Source organism: Microbacterium sp. (assembly GCF_052102115.1).
Classification (GTDB): Bacteria; Actinomycetota; Actinomycetes; order Actinomycetales; family Microbacteriaceae; genus Microbacterium.
Genome location: NZ_JBQDVP010000050.1, coordinates 1 through 12245, shown reverse-complemented (window position 1 = coordinate 12245; position 12245 = coordinate 1). Strand labels below are relative to the sequence as shown.

The window sequence follows — 12245 nt, the reverse complement described above, 5'->3', positions numbered from 1 at the left end:
ACTTCTCCCTCGACACTCCGTGGAAGGACCTGCGCGTCGATGTGCAGGATGCGGTGCTGCGCGGGGACAACTACAAGGTCACCGTCAAGTGGAAGAACCGCTACGGTCGTGAGATGCGCTACGCCTCGGGTTTCGAAGGCGTCGTGCCGTACATCGAGCGGCAGTACGCCCAGGCCGAGAGCGACAATCAGCGGGCGCGATGGGGTGAGTACCTGCGCGAGGTGCCGTGCCCGGCATGCGACGGCAACCGTCTCAAGCCGGAGGTGCTCGCGGTCAAGGTGCACGAGCACTCGATCGCCGAGATCTCGCACCTCAGCCTCGCTGACGCCCGCGATTTCATGGAGCACCTCACCCTCACCGAGCGCGAGGCCAAGATCGCGGCTCAGGTGCTGCGCGAGATCCGTCTTCGCCTCGACTTCCTGCTGCAGGTCGGGCTGAACTATCTGAATCTGAGTCGCTCGGCCGGTTCGCTCTCGGGTGGTGAGGCGCAGCGCATCCGCCTGGCCACCCAGATCGGCTCTGGTCTCACCGGCGTGCTGTACGTGCTCGACGAGCCCTCCATCGGACTGCACCAGCGCGACAACCGTCGCCTGATCCAGACGCTGCAGAAGCTCCGTGACCTCGGCAACACCCTGATCGTCGTCGAGCACGACGAAGAGACCATCGAATCCGCCGACTGGGTCGTCGACATCGGTCCTGGCGCCGGTGTCAACGGCGGCGGGGTCGTGCACTCCGGGCCGTACTCGGCGCTGCTCGACGATACGGCGTCGATGACCGGCGACTATCTCTCCGGTCGCCGGGAGATCCCGACGCCGAAGAAGCGTCGCAAGATCGACCGGAAGCGCCAGCTGACTGTGGTCGGAGCCCGCGAGAACAACCTCAAGAACGTCTCGGTCGACTTCCCGCTGGGTGTGCTCACCGCGGTCACCGGTGTGAGCGGCTCGGGCAAATCCTCGCTGGTCAATGACATCCTCTACCGGGTGCTGGCCTCCAAGCTCAACGGCGCACGCACGCTCGCCGGCAAGCACACGCGTGTCACCGGACTCGACAACCTCGACAAGGTGGTCCACGTCGACCAGGCGCCGATCGGCCGCACCCCGCGGTCGAACCCCGCGACCTACACGGGCGTCTTCGACCGTATCCGGTCGCTCTTCGCTGAGACGCCCGAGGCGAAGGTCCGCGGCTATCAGCCCGGCCGTTTCAGCTTCAACGTCAAGGGCGGTCGCTGCGAGGCGTGCTCCGGTGACGGCACGATCAAGATCGAGATGAACTTCCTGCCCGACGTGTACGTCGACTGCGAGGTCTGCCACGGCAAGCGGTACAACCGCGACACCCTGGCCGTGCACTACAAGGGCAAGAACATCGCCGAGGTCCTCGAGATGCCCATCGAAGAAGCAGCGGAGTTCTTCGAGCCGATCCAGGCGATCTACCGCTACATGAAGACGCTCGTCGACGTCGGCCTCGGCTACGTGCGCCTCGGTCAGTCCGCGACGACTCTATCCGGCGGCGAGGCCCAGCGCGTGAAGCTCGCCACCGAGCTCCAGCGTCGCAGCAACGGTCGCAGCGTCTACGTGCTCGACGAACCGACCACCGGGCTGCACTTCGAAGACGTCCGCAAGCTCCTCGAGGTGCTCAGCGGCCTGGTCGACAAGGGCAACACGGTGATTGTCATCGAGCACAACCTCGACGTCATCAAGTCGGCGGACTGGGTCATCGACCTCGGGCCTGAAGGCGGTTCGGGCGGCGGCGAGATCCTTGCGACCGGCACACCGGAGCAGATCGCCCGCGTCGAAGAGAGTCACACCGGGCTCTTCCTCGCCGAGATCCTCGATGAGGGGCGCGGAGCCCGGAAGGCCAGCTGATGGCCGACGTCCTTCCGTACAAGCCTGCGCAGGGCGAGATCCCGACGGCCCCGGGGGTGTACCGGTTCCTGGATGCCCAGGGCCGGGTGCTGTACGTCGGCAAGGCCAAGAATCTGCGGCAGCGTCTGTCGAACTACTTCGCACCGCTGCGCACCCTGCACGAGCGCACGCGACGGATGGTCACCACGGCATCATCGGTGGAGTGGACGGTCGTCTCCACCGACGTCGATTCGCTGCAGCTGGAGTACATGTGGATCAAGGAGTTCGATCCGCCGTTCAACGTCCGCTACAAGGACGACAAGTCGTATCCGTTCATGGCAGTGACGCTCGGCGACGAGGCGCCACGGGTGATGGTCACGCGCAACCGGAAGATCCCGGGGGCGCGCTATTTCGGTCCGTACCCGAAGGTGTGGGCCGTGCACGACACGATCGACCTGATGATCAAGGTGTTCCCGATCCGCACCTGCAGCGACGCCAGCTACAAGCGCGCCATGGCGACCGGTCGGCCGTGCTTTCCCGGTCAGATCGGCAAGTGCGGTGGTCCGTGCTCGATGAGGGTGACGATCGAGGAGCACCGAGCGATCGTCGACGACTTCGTCGCCTTCATGGCAGGCGGTGACGAGCGGTTCACGAAACAACTCACCACGCGCATGCGCGCCGCGTCGACCGCGATGGATTACGAGGCTGCCGCGAAGTACCGCGACCAGCTCGCATCGATCGAGGCCGTGCTGGGCAAGAGCGCTCTCGTGCTGCCAGCGAACGAGGACGCCGATCTGTTCGGCATCGCCGAAGACGAGCTCGCGGCGACCGTGCAGCAGTTCACCATCCGCGGCGGCCGCGTGCGCGGGGTGCGTGCGACGACGATCGAGAAGGAGATCGACATCTCCGGCGCCGATCTCGTCGACCAGGTGCTGCAACGCGCGTACGGCGAGGGTGTCGATGTGCCTCGTCGCGTCCTCGTGCCGTCGCTGCCGGACGCCGCTGAAGAGCTCGAGGTGTGGCTGCGCGAGCGCCGCGGCCGGCGGGTCGAGATCGCCGTGGCTCATCGCGGTCAGCGGGCAGACCTCATGCGCACGGCGACCCTCAACGCCCAGCAGGCGCTGATCCGGCACAAGACCCGGCGCACGAGCGACTACGTGTCGCGCACCCAGGCGCTCACCGACCTGCAAGAGGCGCTCGGTCTCGACGAGGCACCGCTGCGCATCGAGTGCTTCGACATCTCGCACCTCGGCGGTACCAACGTCGTCGCATCGATGGTGGTGTTCGAAGACGGGCTTCCGCGCAAGGATCAATATCGGTCGTTCAACATCGCCGAGACGACCGACGATACCGACTCGATGCACCAGGTGCTCATGCGCCGGCTCGCCTACCTGGATCGGCCCGAGGAGATCGAGCCCGAGACCGACGTCCTCACAGATCCGCTCGCGACCGACGGTGAAGTCGTGACCACGCGCAAGAGGCCGAGGTTCTCGTACCCGCCGCAACTGCTCCTCGTAGACGGCGGAAAACCCCAGGTCGAGGCGGCAGCGCGCGCACTGCGCGACTCCGGGCACACCGAGATCGGTCTGTGCGGCATCGCGAAGCGGCTCGAGGAGATCTGGCTGCCGGGGGACGACTTCCCCGTGATCCTGCCCCGCACGAGTGAGGCCCTGTATCTGCTGCAGCGTCTGCGTGACGAGGCGCACCGATTCGCCATCACCCACCAGCGCCGCCGTCGCCGCCGCGACATCGGCACGGTGCTCGAAGAGGTGCCGGGGCTCGGCGCCGCGCGCATCAAATCACTGCTGAAGCACTTCGGATCCGTCGCGGCGCTCAAGGCCGCGACCTCTGAACAGATCCAGGAAGTGCCAGGGATCGGAACGGCCCTTGCCGAGAGCATCCACAGTCACCTCGCGAATAGATAGGCTGGTCTCTCGACAGGGAGAGGGAGTACGGATGGCCGCCGAGGAGAAGAACGAATTCCTCATCGTCACCGGCATGTCCGGCGCGGGGCGATCGACCGTCGCGAACGCGCTCGAGGATCTCGGCTGGTACGTGGTCGACAACCTCCCGCCGCAGATGCTGCGCCCGCTGCTCGACCTCACCGGTCTCGGTGGCGGTGCGCTGCCCAAGGTTGCCGCGGTCGTCGATGTCCGCGGACGCAACCTGTTCAATGATTTCCCCGAAGTCGCTCGTGCCCTCCGTTCGCGGGGCAGCGTGCGCGTGGTTTTCCTCGATGCCTCGGACGACGTGCTCGTCCGGAGGTTCGAGTCCGTGCGCCGCCCGCATCCGCTGCAGGAGGACGGTACGCTGCTCGACGGCATCCGGCTCGAACGCTCTCGGCTCACGCTGGTACGCGAGGCGGCGGACATCGTCATCGACACGTCATCGCTGAACATCCATCAGCTGGCGACGCAGGTCTCCGAGACCTTCTCCGAGAAGGGTGCAGCCAGACACCGGCTCACCCTCCTCAGCTTCGGCTTCAAGTACGGGCTCCCCACCGATGTGGACCTCGTCGCCGATATGCGGTTCCTGCCCAACCCGTTCTGGAACGACGATCTGCGCGGCTTCACCGGTCAGGACGCCAACGTGCGCGACTACGTGCTCGCCCAAGAAGGGGCGGCCGAGTTCCTCGAGGCGTATGCGAAGGCACTGGTGCCGGTTCTCGAGGGCTACCAGCGCGAGAACAAGGGGCACTCGACGGTGGCCATCGGATGCACCGGGGGAAAGCACCGATCGGTTGCGATGGCCGAAGAACTCGCCAAGCGCCTCTCCCAGATCCCCGGTGTGGCGGTGAGCGTCCGGCATCGCGATCTCGGTCGCGAGTGAGGAGTCCTGGCCGCGGCCAGTAAACTGACTGTTTGCGCCGCGACCCGGCGCGTCAAGCTTTTCAAGGAGTCCTGTGGCACTTACCACCGATGTCAAGGCTGAGCTCGTCAGCATCCGCAACGCACCGCCGACGGTGCGCGTCGCAGAAGTGACGGCGATCCTCCGGTTCGCCGGCGGGCTGCACTCCATCGCTGGCCGTGTCGCCGTCGAGGCCGAGGTCGACGCGGATCTGCTCGCCCGTCGCGTCGCCCGCGATCTGGCCGAGATCTATGGCGTGCGGCCCGAGATAGCGCAGGTTCAGTCGGCTACTGCGCACGACGGTGCCCGGTACGCCGTTCGCGTGATCGGCGCGGGGGAAACCTTGGCCCGCCAGACTGGCCTGCTCGACCAGCGGCGTCGTCCCGTCCGCGGGCTGCCCAACCGCCTCACCACCGGATCGCGGGAGGAGATCGCCGGCCTGTGGCGCGGTGCCTTCCTCGCCGCCGGCTCTCTCTCGGAACCGGGCCGATCGGCGATGCTCGAGGTATCGTGCCCGACCTCGGAAGCAGCGATGGCTCTGGTCGGCGCCGCACACCGCCTCGGCGTGGCGGCGAAAGCTCGGGAAGTGCGCGGAATGCCGCGCGTGGTCGTGCGCGAAGGCGAGGCAATTCGCTCGATCCTCGCGCAGATGGGCGCTCAGAAGACCGCCGCAGCGTGGGAGGAGATGCGTCAGCGCCGTGAGGTGCGTGCCGGCGTGAACCGTCTGGTCAACTTCGACGACGCGAACCTGCGCCGCTCAGCACAGGCGGCGGTCGCGGCCTGTGCACGAGTCGAGCGGGCTCTGGAGATCCTGGGCGAGACCGTTCCCGATCACCTGCGTCTCGCCGGCGAGCTCCGGCTCGCCCATCGCGACGCGAGCCTCGACGAGCTCGGACACCACGCCGACCCGCCGCTGACGAAGGATGCCGTCGCCGGTCGCATCCGGCGCCTCCTTGCCATGGCAGACAAGCGCGCGCAGCAGGACGGCGTGCCCGGCACCGAATCCGCGGTGCCCGCCGGGCTCGACGTCTGAATTTTCCCGTCATCCACGGAAGTATCCTGGCCGGAGGCGTGTTGTCGTCAGTAGGATGAAGACGTCTGCTCCGCGCCGCATTCGGATGGTGCGGAGGAACCGACAAGCGCCGCGGCGCGGCGCGGATTGGATGAAAAGCGACATGGCTGTATACACGCTCCCCGACCTCCCCTATGACTTCGCGGCGCTGGAACCGCACATCAGCGGCAAGATCATGGAGCTGCACCACGACAAGCACCACGCGACCTACGTCGCAGGGGCGAACACGGCTCTGGATGCACTCGCCGAGGCCCGCGACAGCGGCAACCTCGCGAACGTGAACAAGCTCGAGAAGGACCTCGCGTTCAACCTCGGTGGTCACGTCAACCACTCGATCTTCTGGACGAACCTGTCGCCGAACGGCGGCGGACAGCCCGAGGGCGAGCTGAAGGCCGCGATCGACGAGTACTTCGGCTCCTTCGAGAAGTTCCAGGCGCACTTCACCGCTGCCGCGACCGGCATCCAGGGCTCCGGCTGGGCCGTCCTCAGCTGGGACTCGATCGGCCAGCGCCTGATCATCCAGCAGCTGTTCGACCAGCAGGCGAACACCGCGCAGGGCACGATCCCGCTGTTCCAGCTCGACATGTGGGAGCACGCCTTCTACCTCGACTACCTGAACGTCAAGGCCGACTACGTGAAGGCTTCCTGGAACATCGCCAACTGGGAGAACGTCGCCCAGCGTCTCGATGTCGCCCGCAAGCAGACGAACGGCCTGCTGGTACTGTCGTAATCAAGACGGGCGTCCCGGCGGACATCATGCTCGTCGGGACGCCGTTGTCCACGAAACCCCCGAAAACGCGCACTCCGCGCATGACAATCAGGAGACCTTAGTGTCTGTCAAGATCGGTATCAACGGCTTCGGTCGTATCGGACGTAATTTCCTTCGTGCGGCTCTCGCACAGAACGCTGACCTCGAGATCGTCGCGGTCAACGACCTCACGGACAACGCAGCGCTCGCCCACCTGCTGAAGTACGACTCCGTCGGCGGCCCGCTGGGCGTCGAGGTCTCGCACAAGGGTGACGTGATCACCGTCGGTGGCAAGGACATCAAGGTTTTCGAAGAGCGCGATCCCGCCAACCTCCCGTGGGGTGACCTGGGCGTCGACATCGTCATTGAGTCGACCGGTCGCTTCACCAAGGCCGCAGATGCTGGCAAGCACATCGCCGGTGGCGCCAAGAAGGTCATCATCTCCGCTCCGGGAACGGACGTCGACGGCACGTTCGTCATGGGCGTGAACGAAGAGACCTACGACGCGGCGAACCACAGCATCATCTCCAACGCCTCGTGCACCACGAACTGCCTCGCCCCTCTCGCGAAGGTGTTCAACGACAAGTTCGGCATCGAGCGCGGCTTCATGATGACAGCACACGCGTACACGGCTGATCAGAACCTGCAGGACGGCCCGCACAGCGACCTGCGTCGCGCCCGTGCCGCAGCCATCAACATCGTTCCCGCGTCGACCGGTGCTGCCAAGGCCATCGGGCACGTGATGCCCGAGCTCAACGGCAAGCTGAGCGGGTCCTCGTACCGCGTTCCGGTTCCCACGGGCTCGATCGTCGACCTCACGATCATCTCGGAGCGCGACGACCTCACGGTCGACGAGATCAACGCGGCGTACCGCGAGGCGGCGGCCGACGGCCGGTTGAACGGAATCCTGGAGTACACCGAGGACCCGATCGTGTCGAGCGACATCCAGCTCAACCCGCACTCCTCGATCTTCGACTCCGAGCTGACCAACGTCAGCGGCAACCTGGTCAAGGTGTCCAGCTGGTACGACAACGAGTGGGGCTACTCCAACCGTCTCGTCGACCTGACCGAGTACGTCGCAGAGCGTCTCTGAGCCTGACATGACCCTGCGCACCCTGGAATCCCTGGGTTCGCTCGAGGGCAAGCGCGTCATCGTCCGTTGTGATCTGAACGTCCCCCTGAAGGACGGCGTCATAACGGACGATGGTCGCGTTCGCGCCTCGCTGCCGACCCTGAACACGCTTCTCGAAGCGGGCGCGCGCGTCGTCGTGTGCTCGCACCTCGGGCGCCCCGACGGCGCTCCCGACCCGCAGTACACCCTCGAGCCGGTCGCGAAGCGGCTCTCGGAACTGCTCGGCAAGCCGGTCGCCTTCGCTTCCGACACCGTCGGCTCGTCTGCCTCCGAAACCGTCGCGGCTCTCGAGAACGGCGAGATCGCGGTGATCGAGAACCTGCGCTTCAACGCGGGCGAAACCTCGAAGGACGACACTGAGCGCCAGGCGTTCGCCGGCGAACTTGCGAAGCTCGGCGACGCGCTGGTCTCCGACGGCTTCGGGATCGTGCACCGCAAGCAGGCGAGTGTCTACGAGCTCGCCGAGACTCTTCCGTCGGCCGCGGGCCTCCTGATCGCCACCGAGTTGGATGTGCTCGACCGTCTCACCGAGAACCCCGAGCGCCCCTACACGGTCGTCCTCGGCGGTTCGAAGGTCAGCGACAAGCTCGGCGTCATCTCGCACCTGCTGCCGCGGGTCGACCGGATCCTCGTCGGTGGAGGGATGCTGTTCACCTTCCTCGCCGCCCAGGGCCACGCCGTGGCATCCAGCCTTCTCGAGAAGGACCAGCTCGACACGGTCCGCGGCTATCTCGCAGATGCCGCTGACCGCGGTGTCGAGATCGTGCTGCCGACCGACGTCGTCGTCGCCGAATCGTTCTCGGCAGACGCCGCGCACGAGACGGTTGCGGCGGATGCCATCGAGCAGTCCGCGTTCGGCGCGTCCGGAATCGGTCTCGATATCGGACCCGAGACCGGCGTGGCCTTCGCACAGGCGATCCGCGACTCGAAGACTGTGTTCTGGAACGGCCCGATGGGCGTGTTCGAATTCCCCGCATTCGCCGCGGGAACCAAAGCCGTCGCGCAGGCACTGACCGAGGTCGACGGCCTCGGCGTGGTCGGCGGCGGCGACTCGGCGGCCGCTGTGCGCCAGCTCGGCTTCGCCGATGACCAATTCGGTCACATCTCGACGGGCGGAGGCGCGAGCCTCGAGTTCCTGGAGGGAAAGAAACTACCCGGCCTGGAGGTGCTCGGATGGGTGTGACGACCCGTACCCCGCTGATCGCGGGAAATTGGAAGATGAATCTCGACCACCTGCAGGCGGTCGCGTTCGTGCAGAAGCTGCACTGGGCGCTCAAGGACGCCAAGCACGAGGACGGATCGGTTGAGGTGGCGGTCTTCCCTCCCTTCACCGGCATCCGCAGCGTGCAGACGCTGATCGATGCGGACAAGATCCCGTTCGCACTCGGTGCGCAGGACGTCTCGGCCCACGATTCCGGTGCGTACACCGGTGAGGTCTCGGGCGCGTTCCTGGCGAAGCTCGACGCGAAGTACGTCATCATCGGTCACTCCGAGCGGCGTGAGTACCACGCCGAGTCGGACGACGTGGTGGCGGCCAAGGTGCAGGCGGCGCTGAAGAACGGGCTCGTCCCCGTGATCTGCGTCGGCGAGACCGCGGAAGACCTCGAGAAGTTCGGTGCCAGTGCCGTTCCCGCCGGTCAGCTGGAAGCCGCGCTCAAGGATGTTCCGGCATCCGCCGATGTCGTCGTGGCATACGAGCCGGTCTGGGCGATCGGTTCGGGCCAGGCGGCAACACCGCAGCAGGCGCAGGACGTCTGCGCGGCACTGCGCGGCGTACTGGCGAAGACGTTGGACGAGGATGCCGCTGCGCGCACCCGCGTTCTGTACGGCGGCTCGGTGAAGGCGGCGAACATCGCCAGCTTCATGCGCGAGCCCGATGTGGACGGCGCTCTCGTCGGCGGGGCGAGCCTCGTGGTCGATGATTTCGCGGCGATCATCCGGTTCGAGAAGCACGTCGGCGTCTGAGCGGGTGACGGGGCTGCGGCCCCGCACCTGCGTATACTGGACGTTTACGGGCATTTGTGCGCCCCATCGAAAGGCTTTCCCTCGTGGCAATTCTTGAGTTCGTTCTGCAGGTTCTGCTGGGCATCACCAGCGTCCTGCTGACACTCCTCATCCTTCTCCACAAGGGCCGCGGCGGCGGTCTCTCCGACATGTTCGGCGGTGGTATGACCTCTGCGGTCGGCTCCTCCGGCCTTGCGGAGCGGAACCTCAACCGATTCACCATCGTCCTGGCCCTGGTCTGGTTCATCGCCATCGTGGCGCTGGGACTCATCACGAAGCTCGAGGTGATCTGACATGGCCACTGGAGGCAATGCCATCCGCGGCACGCGAGTCGGCTCCGGACCGATGGGCGAGCAGGACCACGGCTACCACGCCGACCGCATCGCCGTGTCGTACTGGGACGGACTCGGCAACGAGACGGTCCGCTACTTCGCCGCGGGTCTTCCCGATGAGGAGATCCCGGACACCATCGATCACCCGCAGTCGGGCTTACCGGCAGGTCGCGACAAGGCCAACCCCCCGGAGCTCGCGAAGAACGAGCCGTACAAGACGCACCTCGCGTATGTGAAGGAACGTCGCACCGACGACGAGGCGACAGAGCTGCTCGACGAGGCGCTCGCGCAACTTCGTGAGCGTCGCGGACAGGCCTGATCAGGTAACCGCCTGATCGGTGACGTGCCGATCAGCGGCAGCCCGCCGCTGCATCGATCAGCGACTGCGGGGGAGCACCGTACGCCGAGGTGCCGTTGGCGACGTCGTGGTAGCCCATGCTGATCGCCCACGCCGTCGCCCAGGCCTCGATCGTCTCCTGATTCGAGTCGTCGTACATGCCCTCGCATTTGACGCTGATGGCGTGGCCGACTTCGTGCGCCACGAGCGCGCGGCTTCGGTCATTCGGCCACTCCTGGGCCACCGAGTCGGTCAGCTCGATGTTCGCGTAGCCCGGGTCGCTGTACCACCAGGTCGCGTACCCGGCCATGCTGCTGCCCTCGCCGTAGCCGTTGACGATCGGTGACCAATCGAAGTCGAGCAGCACGTCGGGGGCGAGCTCGCGGGCGAACGCCTCGACCTCGATCCGCGCCTGATGCAGCGCGCCCTGCTTCTCGGCGATCTCCTCCTGTTCGGAGGAGAGCATGTCGACGGCCGCCAGCTCGAGGTCGACGTAGGCATCCGCCGTCGAGGTATCCAGCAGCGTGGCGTCGCTCAACCACTCAGCAGCGGTGCGCAGCGAGATGATGTCGAGATTCCGTGCAGATACGTGGTCGGCCTCGAAGGCATCGGCTGCGTCTGCGGCGGACTGCACCGCCGTCATCCCGGCTTCTTCGACGGCAGTTGCAGCTGCGGACAGATCGTCGCGAGACGAATCGAACGCGCTGCGCTGCTCGGATGCGTGATCGCGGTCCTCGTTCAGCTGCGCCGTCTCGCCGAACAGCTCCCACGGCCAACCCGGCTTCTCATCAGCCGCGGGGACCTGATCCTCCGCCAGCTCCGTGGCCGTTTCCTCAGCTTCCGTCGCCTCGCCGACCGCGGCGTCGAAAGCGTCACGACTGGCGGCATCCATGAGGTTCCCGGTATCGGCATCCTGGATGATCGTCGCGGTCTCGGAGGTCTCGATGAGACCCGTGAGAACTTCGGCGAGCTCGGCCTGACTCGACTCGGCGTCGGCTGCGGCATCATCGAATGACTCGAGTGCCGCGTCATACCCGACATTCGCGCCCCACTGGACGCCGGCGCACACGGCAGCGAGCACGATGACGCCGAGGGCGGTGAAGATCAGTTTCGTGTGCCGGCGGCGCGTCTTTCCGGGGGCGCCCTGAGCCGGCTCGCTGACGCCGCCGAAAGCAGAACCGAGCTGGTGGGACCCGGCGGGAGGAAGCGGTGACATCGTCATGCCATCTCCTCTGAAAGGGGGGAGTGGAGGGGATGACGGGAATCGAACCCGCACCATCAGTTTGGAAGACTGAGGCTCTACCATTGAGCTACATCCCCGGAGCGGAACACGAGGTTCCGAACCGACCTGTAAAGCATAGCGGACGTTGCGCCGGCTCCCGTCCGTTAGACTCGGGGAGGCCGTTTCCCCGCGCGGGTTCAACCGGGGCGTAGCTCAGCTTGGTAGAGCGCCCGCTTTGGGAGCGGGAAGTCGCAGGTTCAAATCCTGTCGCCCCGACCACGGCCCCACGAACTTCCGGCCGCGTGTCTTGCGCGGAAACCCAAAGGAGAACACACCAGCATGGCGAACAGCACCGTTGAGAAGCTGACCCCGACCCGGGCCAAGGTCACCATCACGGTCACCCCGGACGACCTCAAGCCCAGCGTCGCGCACGCGTACGAGCACATCGCTCAGGACGTCCAGATCCCCGGCTTCCGCAAGGGCAAGGTCCCGGCGCCGATCATCGATCAGCGCATCGGCCGCGGTGCGGTCATCGAGCACGCCGTCAACGAGGGCCTCGACAAGTTCTTCCGCGAGGCCGCGGGCGAGCACAATCTTCGCGTGGTCGGCCGTCCGTCGGCCGACATCACCCAGTGGCCGAACGAGAAGGACTTCTCCGGCGACCTGATCGTCGAGGTCGAGGTGGACGTGCGCCCCGAGATCGAGGTGCC

The 12245-nt window shown here is 66.2% G+C and carries 12 protein-coding genes and 2 tRNA genes; 12 read left to right on the top strand and 2 right to left on the bottom strand.

All coding sequences use genetic code 11. The features are described from left to right. From uvrA to ACTICP_RS13220, 10 genes are all read left to right on the top strand, one after another. A partial coding sequence (gene uvrA / locus ACTICP_RS13265; RefSeq protein ID WP_441893104.1) for an excinuclease ABC subunit UvrA occupies nucleotides 1-1862 on the top strand: 1862 nt, incomplete at its 5' end. Further along, the gene (uvrC, locus tag ACTICP_RS13260) at nucleotides 1862-3766 is read left to right on the top strand and encodes an excinuclease ABC subunit UvrC (protein WP_441893102.1); all 1905 of its coding nucleotides are present in this window, start codon (nucleotides 1862-1864) and stop codon (nucleotides 3764-3766) included. The genes uvrA and uvrC, both read left to right, overlap by 1 nt. A gap of 31 nt (nucleotides 3767-3797) precedes the next feature. Then, nucleotides 3798-4670 (top strand): RNase adapter RapZ, encoded by an 873-nt coding sequence (gene rapZ, locus ACTICP_RS13255; RefSeq protein WP_441893100.1) that lies wholly within the window; start codon nucleotides 3798-3800, stop codon nucleotides 4668-4670. 73 nt (nucleotides 4671-4743) lie between these two features. Then, a complete protein-coding gene (gene whiA / locus ACTICP_RS13250; RefSeq protein ID WP_441893098.1) occupies nucleotides 4744-5721 on the top strand; it encodes a DNA-binding protein WhiA in 978 nt (325 codons plus the stop codon). Nucleotides 5722-5863: 142 nt separating this feature from the next. After that, on the top strand, nucleotides 5864-6490 hold the full coding sequence (locus ACTICP_RS13245) for a superoxide dismutase (protein WP_441893096.1): 627 nt from the start codon (nucleotides 5864-5866) through the stop codon (nucleotides 6488-6490). A 100-nt stretch (nucleotides 6491-6590) separates the two neighbouring features. Beyond that, the gene (gene gap / locus ACTICP_RS13240; protein WP_441893094.1) at nucleotides 6591-7601 is read left to right on the top strand and encodes a type I glyceraldehyde-3-phosphate dehydrogenase; all 1011 of its coding nucleotides are present in this window, start codon (nucleotides 6591-6593) and stop codon (nucleotides 7599-7601) included. A 7-nt stretch (nucleotides 7602-7608) separates the two neighbouring features. Beyond that, nucleotides 7609-8823, top strand: coding sequence for a phosphoglycerate kinase (locus tag ACTICP_RS13235; protein WP_441893092.1), 1215 nt, complete (start codon nucleotides 7609-7611; stop codon nucleotides 8821-8823). Continuing rightward, nucleotides 8814-9605 carry a triose-phosphate isomerase gene (gene tpiA / locus ACTICP_RS13230; protein ID WP_441893090.1) on the top strand — a complete coding sequence of 264 codons (792 nt, stop codon included), beginning with the start codon at nucleotides 8814-8816 and terminating at the stop codon, nucleotides 9603-9605. Before ACTICP_RS13235 ends, tpiA begins: the two co-directional genes overlap by 10 nt. A gap of 83 nt (nucleotides 9606-9688) precedes the next feature. Further along, a complete protein-coding gene (secG, locus tag ACTICP_RS13225) occupies nucleotides 9689-9937 on the top strand; it encodes a preprotein translocase subunit SecG (RefSeq protein WP_441893088.1) in 249 nt (82 codons plus the stop codon). Between the two features lies 1 nt (nucleotide 9938). Then, the gene (locus tag ACTICP_RS13220; RefSeq protein ID WP_441893086.1) at nucleotides 9939-10295 is read left to right on the top strand and encodes an RNA polymerase-binding protein RbpA; all 357 of its coding nucleotides are present in this window, start codon (nucleotides 9939-9941) and stop codon (nucleotides 10293-10295) included. 31 nt (nucleotides 10296-10326) lie between these two features. Here the strand turns inward: ACTICP_RS13220 and ACTICP_RS13215 are convergent, their stop codons facing one another. Both ACTICP_RS13215 and ACTICP_RS13210 read right to left on the bottom strand, forming a co-directional pair. Next, nucleotides 10327-11535 (bottom strand): hypothetical protein, encoded by a 1209-nt coding sequence (locus ACTICP_RS13215; RefSeq protein ID WP_441893084.1) that lies wholly within the window; start codon nucleotides 11533-11535, stop codon nucleotides 10327-10329. Between the two features lie 24 nt (nucleotides 11536-11559). After that, a tRNA-Gly gene (locus tag ACTICP_RS13210) sits at nucleotides 11560-11633 on the bottom strand. Nucleotides 11634-11737: 104 nt separating this feature from the next. On the opposite strand from ACTICP_RS13210, the gene ACTICP_RS13205 reads away from it, so the two are divergent. Continuing rightward, nucleotides 11738-11814: transfer RNA gene (locus ACTICP_RS13205), tRNA-Pro, on the top strand. A gap of 60 nt (nucleotides 11815-11874) precedes the next feature. After that, nucleotides 11875-12245, top strand: a 371-nt coding sequence (locus tag ACTICP_RS13200) for a trigger factor (RefSeq protein ID WP_441893082.1), incomplete at its 3' end; no start/stop codon positions are given.

Coding starts and splice junctions, on each gene's coding strand:
- rapZ (WP_441893100.1), top strand. CDS start 3,798: ATGGCCGCCGAGGAGAAGAACGAATTCCTCATCGTCACCGGCATGTCC.
- ACTICP_RS13215 (WP_441893084.1), bottom strand. CDS start 11,535: ATGACGATGTCACCGCTTCCTCCCGCCGGGTCCCACCAGCTCGGTTCT.
- ACTICP_RS13220 (WP_441893086.1), top strand. CDS start 9,939: ATGGCCACTGGAGGCAATGCCATCCGCGGCACGCGAGTCGGCTCCGGA.
- ACTICP_RS13235 (WP_441893092.1), top strand. CDS start 7,609: ATGACCCTGCGCACCCTGGAATCCCTGGGTTCGCTCGAGGGCAAGCGC.
- uvrC (WP_441893102.1), top strand. CDS start 1,862: ATGGCCGACGTCCTTCCGTACAAGCCTGCGCAGGGCGAGATCCCGACG.
- ACTICP_RS13245 (WP_441893096.1), top strand. CDS start 5,864: ATGGCTGTATACACGCTCCCCGACCTCCCCTATGACTTCGCGGCGCTG.
- tpiA (WP_441893090.1), top strand. CDS start 8,814: ATGGGTGTGACGACCCGTACCCCGCTGATCGCGGGAAATTGGAAGATG.